The organism is Psychrobacter sp. SHUES1 (assembly GCF_001652315.1).
Taxonomy (GTDB): domain Bacteria; phylum Pseudomonadota; class Gammaproteobacteria; order Pseudomonadales; family Moraxellaceae; genus Psychrobacter; species Psychrobacter faecalis.
In genome coordinates this window covers 1-18,421 of sequence record NZ_LXWA01000042.1, presented here as the reverse complement: position 1 = coordinate 18,421, position 18,421 = coordinate 1, and the positions used below count along the sequence as shown (strand labels likewise).

Genomic DNA, 18,421 nt, shown 5'->3' with positions numbered 1-18,421 from the left:
ATTTTAATGCGCTGCCTTTTTATTGTTTATGACTTTATTTAGCGATAAGTTATAGCATTAAATTCTATCAATAATGCATTAACGCGTCAAAGTTGTCACCCCATCACTGCCCGCTCTAAGCAACACATCGGCTTGATTGGCAGCAAAAATACCATTACAGACCACGCCAACGATATTATTTAACTCTTGTTCGAACGCCAATGGATTACTGACATCCAAATCATAGGTGTCTAAAATCACATTACCATAATCGGTGACAAAATCTTCACGATAAACCGGCTCACCGCCCAAACGGGCTAATTGCCTTGCTACATACGAGCGCGCTTGTGGCAGTACTTCTATCGGTACGGGAAATTCGCGCCCCAAGCATTGCACACTTTTGCTTTCATCAACCATACAGACAAACTTGTTGGAAGCCGCAGCGACGATTTTTTCACGTGTGAGCGCACCGCCACCCCCTTTAATCAATTGCAAATGTTCATTTACCTCGTCAGCGCCATCGATATAGACATCAAGCTGACCGGCAAAGTTTAAATCGACGATGTCGATACCCAAGGCGCGTAGTTTATCTTCGGTGACCTGTGAGCTTGCGACCGCGCCAGCAAGCCTTAACGTCGGCAATAACTCAATCAAACAATTTACCGTACTGCCTGTCCCTACGCCAAGTATCATGTCATCTTCGATATAGCGGAGGGCAGCTTTGGCTGCGGCTTGCTTTTGTGCTTGCTGATCACTCATCATAAATCCTTGGAAAAATAAACGTCTTACTCTAAAAGAGCTAAAATGATAAAGGAAGTAAAAGGCGCGCTTATTATAACCGATGGCTCTAAGCGATGTTAGCGTAAAACCTATTCTAAATACTCATTGAACCCTCTCATTACGCATACTTACTTTAATGTATTCATAAATGAGCATCTAAACTTTAATAAACTCTCGACGAAATTTGCAATTGTGTCTTGCAAGATAGTGAAAATCAGCATAGGCTAATCTATTTCGTTTTTGTGCTTATCTTTACTGGTTTATTGCTGTTTATTATTAAATACCAATTTATAACCATTTGCACTTCTTTTATTCATCTTCACTTTGTTTAGGAAACATTATGCTGTCACATTGGGTACGAGCCATCTTGCAAGCCACCGTCTATGACGTCGCCATTCAAACACCACTTGAAGCTGCACCGAAGCTGACCCAACGTTTTGCTAATGATATTCGATTTAAGCGCGAAGATTTGCAACCGGTTAAATCCTTTAAGTTGCGCGGTGCTTATAACCGTATTAGCCAATTGAGCGATGCGCAAAAAGCACGCGGCGTTATTTGTGCTTCGGCAGGTAATCATGCGCAAGGTGTTGCCTACTCTGCCCGTAAGCTTGACTTGAATAACATCATTGTGATGCCAACCACCACACCGGATATCAAAGTCGATGCGGTACGCGCGCTTGGCGGTAATGTCGATTTGCATGGCGACAGCTTTGATGAAGCCAACCGTTATGCGATTAATCGTGCTGAGACCGAGGGTTTAACCTTTATTCCGCCATATGATGATGAATTGGTGATTGCAGGGCAAGGCACTATTGGTCTGGAATTGACCCAGCAATGGCGCAACATGGATTATGTCTTCGTTGCCGTAGGCGGTGGCGGTTTGATTTCTGGCGTGGCAGCATTTTTAGGTGAAGTGGCGCCGCATGTCAAAGTCATCGCCGTCGAAGCGGAACAATCAGCTTCACTAAAAGCGGCGCTTGAAGCGAATGAACGCGTTAAACTCAAACAAGTTGGACTGTTTGTTGATGGTGTCGCCGTTGCTCAAATTGGCGAGCTGCCTTTTGATATCGTGCGTATGCAAAAGGGCGATGCATCAGGTCCTTTAGTCGAGACTGACGTGGTCACTTGTACCAATGATGAAGTCTGCGCGGCGGTGAAAGATATCTTTGAAGAAAACCGTAGTATCGTTGAGCCTGCTGGTGCTTTGTCCGTTGCAGGCATGAAAAAATATATTGAAGCCAACAATTTACAGGGCAAAAACTGCGTTGGTATCATCTGCGGTGCCAACATGAACTTCGACCGCCTACGTTATATCGCCGAGCGTACGGAGATTGGTGAGAAAAAAGAAGCCATCTTTGGCGTAACGATTCCTGAGCAAACCGGCGCGTTTTTAAACTTTTGCCGCAGCCTACATGGCCGTAATATCACCGAGTTTAACTATCGTGCCGATAGCAAAAAATCACCCGACTCTATGGAACCTGCGTCTATTTTTGTCGGTATCGCCTTAAAAGAAGGTGAGAAAGAGCGTCAAACGATTAGCAACCAATTGGCAGCCGATGGCTATGAAGCGCATGATTTAACCGATGATGACATCGCCAAATCTCATATTCGTCATTTGATTGGCGGTCATGCCCATGTGGAAAACGAGCAGTTATTAAGTGTGGTATTCCCTGAACGGCCGGGCGCCTTATTGACCTTTTTAGAAAAATTGGGCGACGATTTTAATATCACCTTATTCCATTATCGCAATCATGGTGCTGCTGAAGGTCGCGTGTTGGTTGGCTTGCAAGCCTCTGAGGGTAACTCTCGCCAGCTACAAGATGCGCTTCTTGATATTGGTTATGACTGCACCATGCTCAATGACAATATCGGCTATCAATTGTTTTTAAAGTAATCACCATATAGTACAGCATAGGTAATCTTTCATTTATCAGGTCGGTCTTTTAGCGATTAAAAAGCTGGCTCTGATAAATGAATAATGATCACTTACTGACAGTATTTACTCATTTGCAGCGACTATTATTAGGTGATAAGCCGTGACTCAAAAGATACTGATGTTTATATTATTGCTAGTTTTAGGTCTCGTGGGTTATAAGATGCTGCAACCTAAAACCACAACTAGCAATCATGTTACGGCTGATACTTCAGTTCCTGCTTTTACCGCGGCTGATTTGGATGATATCCCGCCAACGTATGTGGATTTAGAGGCAAGTTCAACCTCAAGCTCAGTAGCAAATCCAGCTGTAACGTCACAGCTAGTACTAACAGCGCAATCAGCGGTAGCGCCAAGCTTTGCGTGTGATGGCAGGCGACATTGTTCTCAGATGACCTCATGCGCAGAAGCGACTTACTTTATACAGCACTGTCCTAATACAAAAATGGATGGTAATAATGACGGCATTCCTTGTGAAAAACAGTGGTGTCATTGATTTTTAAGTTCTAGACTTCCTATTCATGCAATACAAGACCGTCATAACAATGGTTAATTTATTTTACTTATTCACCATAAAAACCCATTTTGAAAAACTTTAATCACTTATTACTCTTTTAATTCCCAAAAAAACCACCATTATTATCTTAGTTTATTGATATTTATGAGGTTTTGATGAGTAAACATAATAAAAACCACAATCAGCCGAGCCACAGCCAACCGGATGCCGTGCGTATGCGGCTTGATAAATGGTTATGGGCCGCACGCTTTTATCGCACCCGCACCCTTGCCAAAGAAGCCATCGAAAGCGGTCGCGTCCATTATGCAGGGAGCCGTGTCAAAACCAGTAAAGAGATTGCTGTCGGAGATGAGCTCAGTATTCGCCAAGGCTCAGCCACCGCCATGACTGAAAAAACTGTGATTGTCGAAGCGCTAAGTGCCCAACGTGGTAATGCAACTGCCGCCCAAGCGCTGTATTCTGAGACTGAAGAAAGCGAAGAGCGCCGCGCCTACTATGCCGAACAGCGCAAACTGGCCAATCTTGCCCGCCCTGATAATAAACCCAATAAAAAAGAGCGTCGTGATTTACAACGCTTTAAAAACAAGCAAGAATAAAGGCTGTCAGTAACAGCAGTATTCTATTATTTATTGCCTAGCGTGACCCTATTGTTTACCTCTGCTCTTGCCATTCAAGGTATTAACCGTTACGCTAACCACCAATTCATTTATTCGATAACATGCTAAGCAACCGCATTATTATGCTGGTCTTGATGGCATGTTTTTTTGTTGTGATAAAAGGTCATTATATGCCAATCAAAGCGTCTACTCCTTCCTCTGTTCTAGTGGTTTGTTTGGGGAATATTTGCCGTTCACCGACCGCCGAAGAGATTTTCCGTCAGCAAGCAGCGATTGCAGGGCTGGCGATGAAAGTGGATTCAGCAGGTACGGGAGACTGGCATATTGGTCATGCGCCAGATGAGCGGGCACAGCGCCACGCCAAAGCCCATGGTTATAACATCAATAAGCTGGTCGCGCGTCAAGTGAGCGCTGATGATTTTCGTAAGTTTGATTTAATTTTGGCGATGGATGCGCAAAACTTAGCTGACCTACAAGCCATAAAAGACAGTATCAGCGATACAGATGGCAAGCTTGCCAAACTGGCATTATTTAGTGAAGAAGACCCAACTTACGGCGGCGACAATGTACCAGACCCTTATCAAGGGGACGCCGATGCTTTCGAAGAAGTGATTGAACGTATTGAATCCAGTTCACAAGCTTGGATTGAAAGTTGGAAAACTGCTTAGTTTAATAGTTCTTAGCGCTAAATGTTTAACCACACTCAATAATAGTTAGCGATAAAGTGCTATATTTCTGCTACTTTTATGCCGCTCATCCTTTATAATAAACACCGCATGATTTTTTGTTTATTTGCCCTATAGGCTATGTTATGACCTCAGCTTTACGCCATGATTTCAGCGCTCAACCTGCGACACCAACCAATCTTGCAGTGAATATATCGCAGGATAATTTAGTCGATTTGTCGCATAGCAATACCATGGCATTAGCATCTATGGCGGATGTGGTCGTCACACTAACCGATGAGGCACAGCTTGATGACTTTATGGCAGATTACGGAAAAGAGGGAGCATCTACTAAGCCATTGTTCGTGCTCTCGGGCGGCAGTAACGTTTTATTGCCTGCAAACCTAAATGCGATTGTCTTACGGCCACAGATGCGCGGTATTAGCGTGACAGCGCGGACAGACGGTTATGTCGATATCGAAGTAATGGCCGGTGAAAACTGGCACGACTTGGTCATGCATACGGTTGCTCAAGGTTGGTATGGCCTTGAAAATCTGGCACTGATACCAGGTTTGACTGGCGCGGCGCCGGTACAAAATATCGGCGCTTACGGTGTGCAATTAGAAGACAGCCTAGAATACGTGCGTGCTTATCATCTGCCAACCCAAACTTGGCATCAGCTAACAGCAGCAGACTGTGAGTTTGGCTACCGTGATAGTGTTTTTAAGCGTGCGCCCAATACTTGGCTGATTACGCGTGTTGGTTTTCGTCTGCATACCGATCCCAGCAAGATCCTTGCCAGCTACGGTGATGTGCAGACGGTTTCGCAGCGCTATGCCGAGCAGCGAGGACGCAGCCAGCCCAATCCTGCTGATGTCATGCAAGCGATTATAGATATTCGCCAGCAGAAGCTGCCCGACCCTAAGCAGCTACCCAATTGCGGCAGCTTTTTTCAAAACCCCATTATTCCTCAAGCGCAATTTATAGCGCTAAAAGCCATCTATCCTACCATCGTTGGCTATCCAATGCCCGATGCCATGGTTAAGGTGGCAGCTGGCTGGTTAATTGAACAGGCTGGTCTAAAGGGGCATGGGTTAGCGCCAATACTCACCCATCAGCAGCAAGCGTTAGTGTTGACTAATCACAGCCCATATCAAGCGACGCAAGCGGATGTGGCAAAAGCGCAGCAGCATATCGCTGACATTGTCTATGAGAAGTTTGCGATTGAATTGGCGCGCGAGCCGGTTTGGGTAAATGCTGACGGCTCTATTGGATTTGATGAGCATGTGGTCTAAGCGATCATGGTCCAAGCGCTTATGGCGCTCTTATTTACGTTCAGCTGAGCGTATGATAAAGCTGTTTCGTATTATTAATGCCACTTTTTTGCTTGGCTCAACGGCCGTTATTCTCGTTCTTATCAGTTTGTTTACCCCGCTATTTTCGCAAGCGGTGGTTTATCTCTTAGCACATTTACCCTTACCAAAGATGCCACCTGCCGCCATGAGTTCTCCGCCGACCGCTTATGTGGTGTTGGGCGGCGGCTTGACCAATGACAATAACAATCAAACTATTCTCAATAGTTATAGCCTTAATCGCGCCCGTACAGCAGCTACCGCCTATCATGACTTGCCGCTACCTATTGTCCTGAGCGGCGCCGAAGCGCCTTGGCTTGGTCAGTGGCTTATTGACCATGGAATTGAAGGGCTTATCAGCGAAAACGCCAGTATGAATACCTGTGAAAATGCGCGTTTTACTGCCAAGCGCATTCCTCTGTATCATGTGTACCTTATCACCGACAGCTATCACATGGCGCGCGCGCGCAGACAGTTTGCTTTAAATGGCATTAATAGTACGCCAATTAATGCGCCCTTACCGGTACGGCGTGATTGGATGGAACCAGCGCAAAACTTAAGCCATTCGCGGCGGGCAGTTTATGAAGTTGCCGCTTACTTACGTGATGTCATTCGTCCGCAAACAAACTGTCGCCAAGCAAATGATGTGACCTCGCAGCAACTATTAACCCCAAGGGGTAATGTCGCTAAAAACCCTACTGAGCAATAGCCAGCTGGCATTTACTGTTTTAGTTTTAATATCATTAGATACCTATTATTGCCCCATTATCCACTGTCTTATTTTTGAACTTTATAGAACATTTATAACACTTGCAATAAGTGTATAATATAAGAAACTGCTATGAAAGAGGTTTGCCATGCTCAGTATATTTTTATTAATTCCTTTAAGTTTAATGCTGTTCGTGGTCGCTATCTGGGCAATACGCTATGCGGTTCGATCAAACCAATTTGAAGATTTAGATAATGCATCGCAGCGCATTATCTTGGATGACCGACAAGAGCGTCGCCAAACCATTCAAGCCCATGAGCCTAACGAGAATACCCCTCAAGCGCCGCAAACCAATGATCCAGCAGACTCCAACAGAATCGACGATTGAGTGCTACCGATTCACCTTTTACCGATATCGTCTTAATAAAGCAAATATCTATCAATAAAACTCAATCCTTTAGCCTTTTATATCTCATTTATACCTGACTGTTTTTATCATTTCTTTAGGGCAAGGATAAAAGCAGGCTCACCCTTTACCATTTTTAGGAGAAACCCCCATGACCACAGCTTTACTCGTTGCGGCATTACTAATGGGATTTTTAGGTTCACCGCATTGCTTAGGCATGTGTGGCGGTTTGGTCGCGGCATTTAGTTTATCGATGAAAGATGTCAGCCCTGCTAAGCGCCGTGCTTTGATAGCGACCTATCATTTCGGACGTTTAAGCAGTTACGCATTTTTGGGCTTGGTTGCTGGACTTGTTGGCACCACTGTTTTAGAGCCGTTGATGACGGGCAACAGTATGCCTCGTATCTTATTAGGTTTGGTATTGGTCTTTGTGGGCGTCACCATGCTTGGCGCGCCATTTTTAGCCAAACTTGAGCGCGTCGGCATGCGTTTTTGGCAATTCCTTAGTCCGCTTCGCCAAAAAGTATTTCCACTTAATACCTTTCCGCGTGCTTTAGCGGCAGGGTTATTATGGGGTTTTTTACCTTGCGGCTTGGTTTATGGTGCGCTACTTATCGCTGTCGTTGCTCATAATCCACTAGGCGGTGCGGCATTGATGTTTGTCTTTGGTTTAGGAACTGTACCGATGTTAGTGGCTACCCACGAAACGGTCGGTTGGCTACGTGAAAAAATTGGCCGTATGCGTTTAAGACAAATTAATGGCGCTATCATGGTGTTATCTGGCTTAGCGGTTGCTTTTGTTCCTATGATAATGGCTAGCATGCATGGTGGCCACGGCGGCGGTAATGGACATGGTGAGCATGCTCAAATGAATCATGGCAGCCACGCCGCTATGATGGCCGATAGCAATACTTCCTCTGAAGCGACAACAGCGACCACCGCCCATCATAATATGAACAACATGCAGCACGAGATGACGCCCGCTATGAATGGCTCAATGCATGATATGCCACATGATGCAGATAACGCTATGAATCACAATATGCATAATATGACAGATGAGCAGCAAATGAATAGCCATCCTCATGAAGCTATGCCAGAAACTGCTCAATAGCAGCATAAAAAATATCATGACCCTATAAAAAAGCCCTTAACATCATGATGACGTTAAGGGCTTTTTTATGCAGCAATATTTATCAAAATAAAAGTTGTTTTAATAAAATCATTCCTGCCACTGCTGAAGACGAAACTTGGTATCCAAATGCTTCTCTAGCGCTGGGATATTAAAAGCATCGTCTTCGCTGACAAAGCTGATACTGATACCGGTTTGTCCAGCGCGTCCCGTACGCCCAATACGGTGTACGTAATCATCTGGCTGATCTGGCAAGGTATAATTAATCACATGGCTGACATCATCCACATGAATGCCGCGCCCCGCCACATCGGTTGCCACCAACACAGAAGCATGACCATCTTTAAAGCGTTGCAGATATTTTTCACGCTTTTGCTGAATCACATCTCCTGATAACATGACGATTTTATGCGCTTGACGCAGCTTATGATACAAACGCTTCACTTGGTCTTTACGGTTGGCAAAAATTATCACCTTCTCTACTGTCTCATCAGTGATGAAACGCTCGACCGCGGCGAGCTTTTGATCTTCGGTTAATAAGTAAAAATGCTGATCGACCAATTCACTGGTTTTATGCTCAGGCTCAATTTCTACAAATTCTGGCTCATGTAACCAGCGATAGGCAAGATTCATCACATCTTGGTTAAAGGTGGCAGAAAACAGCAAGCTTTGACGATCAGTATTCGGCGGCATACGACCAACCAAGCGTTTGATATCTGGGATAAAACCCATATCGAGCATACGATCCGCTTCATCTAACACCAACACTTCCACGCGATCGAGATAAACCATGCCTTTATGCATTAAGTCAATCAAACGCCCTGGAGTCGCAATTAAGATATCGACATATTGGCGCTCAAGCTCATGCTGCTGAGTTTCATAATTGGTACCACCCATGATACAAACGCTGTGAAGCGAAGTATATTTGGTCAGAGCAATACAGTCATCAAATATCTGCTGGGCAAGCTCACGCGTTGGCGCCATAACAACGGCTCTTGGCTCGCCCAAATAGCGTTTTTCATCGGCAGCAAAGGGGCGCTTAAGCAGTGCTTCCATAATAGTCAATAAAAACGTTGCCGTCTTGCCAGTACCGGTTTGCGCCTGTCCGATAGCGTCTTGATTTGCCAATGTATGCGGTAATATCTGTGCTTGAATGGGTGTCAATTCAGTAAAGCCTAAATCATTTACAGCTCGCAAAGTGGCACTTGATAACGGCAAATCGGTAAACGTCTTAAAAGTACTCAAAAAAAATATCCTTTTGTATAATTTGCCTGCCATTAATAGCATATCTGCGCTAAGCAGACAAACAATAAAACAAGCATGCATAAAAAAGCCAAGCCTAACATCTAAACTTACCAAATATGCTGCGTTCTATTCAACATAGGCAAGACAGACGGGCTTGACTTAGTAGTATATCAGTAGTTTGTAACGACATTATAGCCAAACGGCATTAATGTCGGTAGCGATTACTCTTCTACTTTTCTGACTTCTTCAGCTTGCAGGCCTTTTTCGCCTTCAACCACACTGAACTCGACTTTTTCGCCATCTTTTAAAGAGCGATAACCATCACCTTGGATCGCGCGGAAATGGACAAAAATATCTTCGCCGCTATCACGTTGAATGAAACCAAAGCCTTTTGAGTCATTAAACCACTTAACGATACCTTGCTCACGAGCTGACATAATATTACTTCCTAAAAAGTCACTTAACCCCAAATTCCTTTGCGACATTGCATATAAACGGGGTTGAAGATTATGAAATCAAAATGTAAGAGTACTACTTTACATACCATCATCGCCTCATAAAGCCTGTTATTACTCTCTTTATGAATCAGCGTATAGTAAATTCATCCTCACCAACATAAGCAACTATCAAAATACTCTAAGCATTATATTATTTGCTTATATCAGCGCTAGCAACAAACAAGTAATATTTGTTGCGTAAAAAATATCATAGCATGGGTTTTTGGCAACATAAAGACTTTTCATATGATTTTTAGCCCTTATGGCAGTTTTTGCGGTTATTTTTATAACCATGCTGACAAACTGTTATGATAAAGGTCTAAAACATCGTATATTTGATGTATTTTCTTTCTTAAAATTTCAAAAAAGCACCGTCATAAAAGTACGGCGCCGCTTATTTTTAATAATAGCAACCCACTTACCTTAATAATTGTAGAGCCAACTATAACTATGACAACCACTTCTCAGCCAATAAAAGCAAATAGCAATCTACAACAAAATGATAAGACGTTGACGCACAAATTATTGCTGATCAATGGCGTTAATCTTAACCTACTTGGTAAACGTGAGCCAGAAATCTATGGCCATACGACCCTTGCTGATATTGAGAAAAACTTGATCGAGCGTGCCGCCAAATACGGTATCGAGCTGATTTGTATCCAATCAAACCATGAGGGCAAACTGGTCGATGAGATTCAATATTATGGTCTTTTAGCAGAAACCGCTGTACAAGTAGATGCAATTATTATCAATCCTGCTGCTTTTACCCATACCTCAGTGGCGATACGCGACGCGCTATTGGCAACACAAAAACCCTTTATAGAGGTGCATTTATCCAATGTTCATGCTCGTGAGCCGTTTCGGCAGCATTCGTATTTAAGCGATATAGCCGTCGGCGTGATTTGCGGTCTCGGGCATTTGGGTTATCAGATGGCATTGGATTATTGGCTAACCCATACTTATGCTTTAAAATTAGACGGTTAACGTAGAGATTATGACTTTATCTATATAAAGAAAACGTCAAATAAGCACAAGACTATTAGCATTGAAGTTGCGATCAAGTTGCTTTTGGCACATTAGTCAAACAGCAATGATATGATGAAAGTAATAATATGAGCGCATGAAAAACAACCCACGATATGGTGATATGAATGGCAAAATCGTCCGGAAAACGCTTTATGAAACTCGCTGGCATGACCGCAAGTATTGCCGGTAAAGCTGCTAAAAACTCATTAAAGCACCTCTCAAGTGACGAAGAAAAACGTCTAGAAGCGCGCTCAGCGCTGATGCAAGACGTCGGTGTGCAAATCGCTGAAACGCTTGGTGAAATGAAAGGCGCGGTGATGAAAGTGGGACAAATCGCCTCCCAATATAAAGACGTGTTTCCACCTGAAGTCGCGACCGCTTTAGAGAAACTCCAAAAAGACGCGCCGCCGATGCCTTATGGACAAATACGCGCGCAAGTTGAGCGTGAATTAAAAGCGCCTATTGCTGAGTTATTTACCCAATTTGAAGAAGCGCCATTTGCCGCGGCATCAATCGGCCAAGTGCACAGAGCGATTTTGCCCTCTGGACAAAGGGTGGTGGTAAAGGTGCAGTATCCTGATGTCGATGAAAACTGCGATAGCGATCTAAAACAAGTACGCATGGCGCTAAAAATAGCTGGCGTCCTCAATATGAGTAAGCAGTTACAAGAGCAGCTGTTTAATGAGATTCGCCAAAGTTTGCATGACGAGCTCGACTACGTTAAAGAGGCGCACAATCTACAGGTATTTGGCGCCTTTCATGCCGATGATGAAGGGCTAATTATCCCTAAAGTGATCAGTAGCCATTCATCCAAGCGCATTTTGACCTTGACCGAAGAGATGGGTGATCCGCTTGCTGTTGCTGCAACTTGGGATAACGACGTTAAGCAAAAAATCGCTAAGCGCCTGTTTCATTTTAGCGCCGGACAGCTATTTGGTTTATATCGTATGCACTGCGACCCCCACCCTGGCAACTTTGCCTTTCGCACCGATGGTAGCGTTGTCGCTTATGATTTTGGTGGTATCCGCAGTTATAGTGACAGCGAAGTACAATTATTTCGCCGCTTTGCTAAGCATGCCTTAAAAGGCGATGTGACCGCGCTTGAGCAAGACTTGATTGCCCTTGATATCCGCCGCGATGATGATAAAGTCGTGCCGGGTGAATTTTATAAAGAGTGGTTAGAGATTGGACTTAAACCCTTATCCATAGAACCTTATCAGCAAGGTCCTTTTGATTTTGGCAGCAGCCAAACCCATCATGAAGCCATTGCCCAAATGCGCACGTCGTTAAAGTATTTTGGTCAGTTTCAGCCATCAGCAACGACGATGATGCTTGACCGTACCATTTCAGGTCAATATTGGAATTTGGTCAATCTAGGCGTGATTATCGACTTATCGCCACTGGTGGCAGAATACATAGAATACTAAACGTGCAATGCATGACCGCAGCGATCGCAGAAATCCGCTCCTACGGCGTGACCGAATTTGCCACAGTTTGGACAGGCAATCGGGTTTAGCTGTGGGCGCATGTTACGTGCCAGCTCGGCGGTAAAAATACCTGTCGGCACGGCAATAATCGCATAACCGGTGATCATCACCATCGATGCAATTGCTTGGCCGATTGGCGTTTTTGGTGACATATCACCATAGCCCGTGGTCGTAACCGTCACCACTGCCCAATAAATAGAGATAGGAATACTGGTAAAACCATTTTCCGGCCCTTCTACCACATAGACAACCGAACCAAAAATGGTGACGAGCAAAACGAGTGATAAGAAAAATACCGTGATTTTCTGTTGGCTGGTTTTAAGTGCTGAGGCAAGAAAGCCCGCTTGCTGCATGTAGGTATTGAGCTTGAGTACCCGAAATACTCGTAAGATACGTAGGATGCGAATGACGAGCAGATACTGCACACCGCCAAATACAAGGCTTAAATAGCTGGGTAATACTGACAATAAATCTACGATGCCAAAGAAACTAAACGCATAACGAAAGCGATTGGGCGCCGAAAACCACCTTAAAATATACTCAATGGTAAATAAAATAGTAAAAAACCATTCTGCATAACGAAATAGCGTACCATATTGCAAACGCATATATAGCACACTATCGAGCATTACCACGGCAACACTGGCCAAAATCGCAATCAACAATACAATATCAAACAGCTTACCCAAACGAGTATCCGTGCCTTCGATAATGATATGAATGCGGTTACGCAAATGGGTAATGGCTTCGGCGGTTGGTTGTTTCATAAAGTCGGTATAGTCACAAAATCAATGGTTATAAAAAACCGAACGCTTTAAGCTGATATGGGCAAGCTAAGGTTGGTCAAAATGCGCTAAAGTGGTTTATAATACTGCCAATATTTTACTAGCGGTTTTCATCGTCTTAAGTAGTAGTCGCTCAAGACAATGAAGATAGCAGTGTAGCAAAAAAGCGCGCCAAACGACATACATATCGTTAACTTGCCGATAGGTCTATTACACTGTATTAACCGCACAATCATATAATAACAATACATTATCAAGTATGAAAAGTTGTTAACAAGGCATAGCCTACTAACTTTTTAGACGCACTATAAACAACCCGTAAAACGTAAGGACGTCATATGGCAGGCCATTCAAAATGGGCAAATATCAAACACCGTAAAGCCCGTCAGGATGCGGTGAAAGGTAAAATATTTACCAAGATTATTCGTGAAATTGTTTCTGCTGCCAAGCAAGGTGACCCCGACCCTGATAAAAACCCACGCTTGCGGGCGGTCATCGAAAAGGCTTTATCAGTTAATATGACTCGAGATACCATCAACCGCGCGGTTGCTCGTGGCACAGGCGGCGATGATAATGACAATATGGATGAAGTCAGCTACGAAGGCTATGGTGTCGGCGGCGTCGCGGTCCTGGTAGAAACCATGACTGATAATCTGAACCGTACGGTCAGTGAAGTGCGCCATGCCTTTACCAAAAATGAAGGTAATCTTGGTACCTCAGGCTCGGTCGCTTATCTGTTTACCAAACGCGGTGAAATCGTTTTTAACGATGTCAGCTTAGAAGAAGAAGTCATGCTCGCGGCTTTGGAAGCTGGCGCGCTAGATATCGAAAACGATGGTGAAAGCTTATTGGTCATCACCGAATGGGAAAATTTCGGTCAAGTAAAAGATGCGCTCAATGCCGCAGGGCTTGTCTCTGATAATGCCGAAGTCACTATGGCACCTGCCACCAGCGCTGAGATTGATAATATCGACGACGCGCTAAAAGTGATGAAAATGATCGATATGTTAGAAGATATTGACGATGTGCAAGAAGTCTATAGTAATGTGAGCTTTACCGATGCAGTCATGGCGCAGCTTGAACAGTAGCCTAATATGTCTGAGCTTAGTCTAAGATTTACCAGCAAAAAACCTTGGCAAATTTAATTAGCTTACTTCAAAAACCATATTATTCGTAGCAGAAAATAAAAACCAGACAGTATCATACTCTCTGGTTTTTTTTCGTTATTTGTATCATCCTTTATGGGTATTGTATCGTCAATAAGCGAGGCATATAATTCGATTTTAACAGTAACAATTATCATTAACATATAAGAATGGATAAGGATTCTTTATGCGTACGTCCCTTCTGCCCTCTTATCCAACCGCCACTGTCGTCAATATTCATACGCTTAACCCTAAAGCGACTCATCTGTGCTCGTTACTCGATTTGGCTAAGCATTAGCCTGCCATTATTAATGACATCGTCGCTAATGAGCACTTTGGTGATATCGGCGGCGTTATCAGTCAACGACTCAAAGATTTAGGCTTTCTGCCCAATACCACTATTTAAATCGTTGCCAAAGGTCTGTTTGGCAAGCCGCCTTATGCGGTGCAACTGAGTACCGGTGCGCAGTTTAGCTTACACGCCGATGAGCTCATTAAAATCAGCTGTATCGCTATAGATTCAAGGTAAGTGTTCAGTCTAATTTACTGACTTGCTCCTGACTTACTGTATTACGTCGTGGTGTTCGTACCACAAATCACCCTGCTATTTTTATTCTTATTAATACTAGAGGACTCAGGTTATTTACCGCGCGCCGCTTTTTTACTGGACAATTTATTGTCTAAAGTAGGCTTATCTGGACGCTCATTTATCCCTTTGTTGTCAGGTTTCGCTTGTACGGTGCCAGCGGTTATGTCGACCCGTACTATTCCCGATCATAAGGAACGTTTTGTGGCGATTGCGGTATTGCCCATGCTGACGTGTTCGGCGCGTTTGCCGATTTATGCGCTGATTATTGCAGCGGTGATTTCCAATCAAACCGTCCTAGGTGTTTTCAACTTACAAGGTATGACCTTATTTGTATTGTATATCGCCGGTATTTTTTCAGCGGCGTTTGTATCGTGGCTATTCAAACGCTTTCATAGCACGACGGCAAAAGCGGCAGCATTTCCCTTATTGATGGAGCTCCCTACTTATCGTCTGCCAAATATCAAACATATTGCCAGTGAGCTTTGGGACAAGGTAAGCGCTTTTTTAATGCGAGCCGGTACAGTCATTTTTGCGCTGACGGTAATATTGTGGGTATTGGTGACTTTTCCCGTAGCCCCGATTGGCGCGACAAACCCAGCGATTGATTATAGTTTTGCGGGCATGCTTGGGCATATGATTGAGCCAATTTTTGCGCCCATTGGTTTTACTTGGCAGATGTGTATTGCTTTAATCCCAGGGCTTGCCGCGCGCAAGGTCGTCATTGCCGCGCTTGGCACGGTATATGCGGTCGGTAGCATCGGCGATGAAGCGGTCAATCAGACGCTTATTCCTATTATTCATACGCAGTGGGGATTGGCTACTGCGTTTTCATTTTTGGCATTTTATGTTTACGCGCCGATGTGCTTGGCCACGCTAGCCGTTATTCGCCGCGAAACCAATTCTTTGAAACAAACCATCGCCATCGCCAGCTATTTATTCGTATTGGCTTGTTTAATGGCGTGGCTAACCTATCGGGTGACAGGACAAATTTTCGGATTTTAGAGAGGTAATGATGAGTACATGGGTCGAGTATTTATTGGTGTTTATGATGGTGGTTTTATCTATTTATTACGTATGGACCAAGGTGATATTTAAAAAGTCGAAGGATTGCAATGGCTGCGGCAAATGTTTTAAATAGCCAAAAAACTTATAGTCAGAATTTTTGGCTTAGTAAAGAAAAACCTTAGCGTTTAACCTCAGCCCCTTCGAGCGTCAGCAAGTATGTTTTTTTATCTAAGCCGCCGGTATAACCGCCCAATTTACCATCGCTCGCAATAACGCGGTGACAAGGAATGATGATGCTAAAGGGGTTTTTGCCATTGGCATTGGCGACGGCGCGAAAGCCTTTAGGATTACCGACTCGCTGCGCCAGTGTGGCATAACTAATCGTTTCACCATGCGGTATCTGTTGCAGCTGTTGCCAGACGCATTGCTGAAAATCAGTGCCTAAGCTTATGTCTAATGGCAAGTCGAATGCTTGACGCTTACCTTTAAAATACGCTGCTAATTGCTCAAGCGCTTCTAGAAGTAACGCCTCAGCAGGCTCGCTTTTGCTCAGGTTATTTTGAGCGATAAAGGTGAAATCCTCATCGACAAGCCCATAATGCTTTTTAAGCTTGGGAATAGATTTTGAGCTGTGCCAAGAATCACCCACCTGCAGCCAATTGACTTCGACCAGCTTAGGGCTGCTATGCTCATGAGTACTGGCAATCAACGCCAACTGGTGCGACTCAACCGCTGCGATGGTGACTATCATTATTCCTTCCTCTAAACACTCATAATTTTGACACTTACTTATTGTAAAAAACCTATAGAGCGCTACTCTTTATCGTCAGTCTCAAATAAAGCGGCGACAAACTGTTTTGGACTAAAGGCGCGCAAATCATCAATCGACTCACCGACCCCAATATAACGAATCGGCACATCCGTGGTTTCAGCGATATTGAACACCACACCACCTTTCGCCGTACCGTCTAGTTTGGTAATGGTAATACCGGTTAATGGCACGACTTCATTAAATAACTCGACCTGATTGATGGCGTTTTGACCCGTGCCAGCGTCGAGGACAATCATGCCTTCATGCGGCGCGCTTGGATCAGCTTTACGCATCACGCGCACGACTTTTTCAAGCTCGGCCATCAAGTGGGTTTTATTTTGCAAGCGCCCTGCCGTATCAGCGATTAACACGTCGATATTTTTTGCTTTGGCAGATTGCATCGCATCAAAGATAACAGAGGCGCTATCAGAACCATGACCTTGAGCAACGACAGGAATGTGATTGCGCTCACCCCAAATTTGTAGCTGTTCAGTCGCCGCGGCACGGAACGTATCACCAGCCGCTAACATGACGGATTTTCCTTCACCTTGCAGGCGCTTAGCAAGTTTACCAATAGTCGTCGTTTTACCAACACCATTGACGCCCACTACCAAGATAACAAAGGGCTTTTTACTGGTATCGATGACTAATGGCGCAACTTTTGGCGTTAAGATATCGACCAGCTCAGTTTGCAGTGCTTTATATAATGAATGGGCATAAATCAAATCGCCACGGGCGGTTTGTTCAGTCAGGCTCTTAATAATACGATTGGTTGCATTGACACCGATATCAGCCACCAACAGCTGGTCTTCCACTTCTTCTAAGAGCTCATCGTCAATCTCTTTACCACCGATAAGGATACTAACCATCCCTTCGGCAAGATTTTTACGTGACTTACTCAGCCCCGTCTTCATGCGATTAAACCAGCTGCCTTTTTTCTTATTTTCCTCAGTCTGTTCTGACTGTTGCGACTCTTCTGGCGCTGTTGTCGGCTGCTGTAACTCAGTTTTTGCTTTATCAATAGCGCTGCTATTATTATTTTTAGAGGTGACGCTCGCACTATCGCCCAGATGATCTTGCAAAGGCATCGTAGGAATTGAAGTTGTAGACTGCGACGCAGCAGTATTTGTAGCACTTTTTGCCGTTGTTTCTACAGTACCCTCTATAGTATTTGCAGCAGGGCTTTGTTTTTCTGTCTCAATAATCAGCGTCGCTAGTGGTAGGTCTGCCGCTGTATCGGTAAGTGAAGTATCTTCAGACTCCTCGATGATAGGCACCGAGTGCGCTGGCAGACTGGGTAAGGTAATATCATCGTCATCCAAATCATCAAGACCGCCGTCGAGGTTGATGACCACACGATTGCTATTATTGGGATTATTCATAAGCTTGCCCTAAAAGTTATCATTATCAGTAGTTTTTAAAATGATGTGCCGCCCGCCTTTGGTGTTTAACGGACGATTATTTTTAGCCTAGTTTAGCATAATTCAAGCGGCGCTTAGCCTTTAGCATCGCAGAGCATGATTAAATTATAAAAACCCATAAATTTATAACTTAGATTAACACACCAAGTGCAACGCTAATTAATATTATAGAACGCCTGCATAGGCGTCTTAAACCCTAATCGTTTTCTTGGTCTGTTGTTTAGTTTGTTCTCAATGTCCTGTATTTCATTATCAGAGACTTGTCTAAAGTCACAACCCTTAGGCAAGTACTCTCTGATAAGGCCATTGGTATTCTCGTT

At 44.1% G+C, this 18,421-nt stretch carries 18 protein-coding genes and 1 pseudogene; 12 read left to right on the top strand and 7 right to left on the bottom strand.

Annotated features, from left to right (window positions below; translation table 11 throughout):
• Positions 1-78 precede the first annotated feature (78 nt).
• Positions 79-738, bottom strand: a complete 660-nt coding sequence (gene rpiA / locus A7325_RS05115) for a ribose-5-phosphate isomerase RpiA (protein WP_068405199.1) — start codon at positions 736-738, stop codon at positions 79-81.
• 361 nt (positions 739-1,099) lie between these two features.
• Here rpiA and ilvA point away from each other — a divergent pair, with 361 nt between their 5' ends.
• The 8 genes from ilvA to A7325_RS05075 all read left to right on the top strand — a co-directional run bounded on the left by ilvA (position 1,100) and on the right by A7325_RS05075 (position 8,072).
• On the top strand, positions 1,100-2,653 hold the full coding sequence (gene ilvA / locus A7325_RS05110; RefSeq protein WP_068405198.1) for a threonine ammonia-lyase, biosynthetic: 1,554 nt from the start codon (positions 1,100-1,102) through the stop codon (positions 2,651-2,653).
• Between the two features lie 202 nt (positions 2,654-2,855).
• Complete coding sequence (locus A7325_RS14165) at positions 2,856-3,188, top strand: excalibur calcium-binding domain-containing protein (RefSeq protein ID WP_144296250.1); 333 nt, start codon at positions 2,856-2,858, stop codon at positions 3,186-3,188.
• A 176-nt stretch (positions 3,189-3,364) separates the two neighbouring features.
• Positions 3,365-3,805 (top strand): RNA-binding S4 domain-containing protein, encoded by a 441-nt coding sequence (locus A7325_RS05100; protein WP_068405197.1) that lies wholly within the window; start codon positions 3,365-3,367, stop codon positions 3,803-3,805.
• Positions 3,806-3,996: 191 nt separating this feature from the next.
• Positions 3,997-4,494, top strand: a complete 498-nt coding sequence (locus A7325_RS05095; protein ID WP_068405378.1) for a low molecular weight protein-tyrosine-phosphatase — start codon at positions 3,997-3,999, stop codon at positions 4,492-4,494.
• Positions 4,495-4,637: 143 nt separating this feature from the next.
• A complete protein-coding gene (murB, locus tag A7325_RS05090) occupies positions 4,638-5,786 on the top strand; it encodes a UDP-N-acetylmuramate dehydrogenase (RefSeq protein ID WP_068405196.1) in 1,149 nt (382 codons plus the stop codon).
• Complete coding sequence (locus tag A7325_RS05085) at positions 5,776-6,552, top strand: YdcF family protein (RefSeq protein ID WP_068405193.1); 777 nt, start codon at positions 5,776-5,778, stop codon at positions 6,550-6,552. The genes murB and A7325_RS05085 overlap by 11 nt, the downstream gene beginning before the upstream one ends.
• A 148-nt stretch (positions 6,553-6,700) precedes the next feature.
• A complete protein-coding gene (ccoS, locus tag A7325_RS05080; RefSeq protein ID WP_068405191.1) occupies positions 6,701-6,940 on the top strand; it encodes a cbb3-type cytochrome oxidase assembly protein CcoS in 240 nt (79 codons plus the stop codon).
• A gap of 169 nt (positions 6,941-7,109) precedes the next feature.
• Complete coding sequence (locus A7325_RS05075) at positions 7,110-8,072, top strand: sulfite exporter TauE/SafE family protein (protein ID WP_068405190.1); 963 nt, start codon at positions 7,110-7,112, stop codon at positions 8,070-8,072.
• A gap of 108 nt (positions 8,073-8,180) precedes the next feature.
• Here the strand turns inward: A7325_RS05075 and A7325_RS05070 are convergent, their stop codons facing one another.
• Complete coding sequence (locus A7325_RS05070; RefSeq protein ID WP_197488872.1) at positions 8,181-9,368, bottom strand: DEAD/DEAH box helicase; 1,188 nt, start codon at positions 9,366-9,368, stop codon at positions 8,181-8,183.
• Positions 9,369-9,556: 188 nt separating this feature from the next.
• On the bottom strand, positions 9,557-9,772 hold the full coding sequence (locus A7325_RS05065) for a cold-shock protein (RefSeq protein ID WP_068405185.1): 216 nt from the start codon (positions 9,770-9,772) through the stop codon (positions 9,557-9,559).
• A gap of 510 nt (positions 9,773-10,282) precedes the next feature.
• Here A7325_RS05065 and aroQ point away from each other — a divergent pair.
• Complete coding sequence (gene aroQ, locus A7325_RS05060) at positions 10,283-10,816, top strand: type II 3-dehydroquinate dehydratase (protein WP_068405182.1); 534 nt, start codon at positions 10,283-10,285, stop codon at positions 10,814-10,816.
• Positions 10,817-10,983: 167 nt separating this feature from the next.
• On the top strand, positions 10,984-12,285 hold the full coding sequence (locus A7325_RS05055) for an ABC1 kinase family protein (protein ID WP_068405180.1): 1,302 nt from the start codon (positions 10,984-10,986) through the stop codon (positions 12,283-12,285).
• Here the strand turns inward: A7325_RS05055 and A7325_RS05050 are convergent.
• The gene (locus A7325_RS05050) at positions 12,282-13,112 is read right to left on the bottom strand and encodes an ion transporter (RefSeq protein WP_068405178.1); all 831 of its coding nucleotides are present in this window, start codon (positions 13,110-13,112) and stop codon (positions 12,282-12,284) included. The genes A7325_RS05055 and A7325_RS05050 overlap by 4 nt on opposite strands.
• A 356-nt stretch (positions 13,113-13,468) precedes the next feature.
• On the opposite strand from A7325_RS05050, the gene A7325_RS05045 reads away from it, so the two are divergent.
• Together A7325_RS05045 and A7325_RS05040 are read left to right on the top strand one after the other, a co-directional pair.
• Positions 13,469-14,218, top strand: a complete 750-nt coding sequence (locus A7325_RS05045) for a YebC/PmpR family DNA-binding transcriptional regulator (RefSeq protein ID WP_068405176.1) — start codon at positions 13,469-13,471, stop codon at positions 14,216-14,218.
• Positions 14,219-14,855: 637 nt separating this feature from the next.
• The gene (locus A7325_RS05040; protein WP_264753695.1) at positions 14,856-15,866 is read left to right on the top strand and encodes a ferrous iron transporter B; all 1,011 of its coding nucleotides are present in this window, start codon (positions 14,856-14,858) and stop codon (positions 15,864-15,866) included.
• Between the two features lie 181 nt (positions 15,867-16,047).
• Here A7325_RS05040 and A7325_RS05035 read toward each other — a convergent pair whose 3' ends face one another.
• The 3 genes and pseudogenes from A7325_RS05035 to A7325_RS13950 all read right to left on the bottom strand — a co-directional run.
• On the bottom strand, positions 16,048-16,620 hold the full coding sequence (locus tag A7325_RS05035) for a methylated-DNA--[protein]-cysteine S-methyltransferase (RefSeq protein WP_068405174.1): 573 nt from the start codon (positions 16,618-16,620) through the stop codon (positions 16,048-16,050).
• 62 nt (positions 16,621-16,682) lie between these two features.
• Positions 16,683-17,651, bottom strand: a pseudogene (gene ftsY / locus A7325_RS05030) (signal recognition particle-docking protein FtsY); the annotation flags it as partial.
• Positions 17,652-18,256: 605 nt separating this feature from the next.
• Positions 18,257-18,421 (bottom strand): transposase (locus A7325_RS13950; protein ID WP_413771789.1); only part of this gene is annotated, 165 nt, incomplete at its 5' end.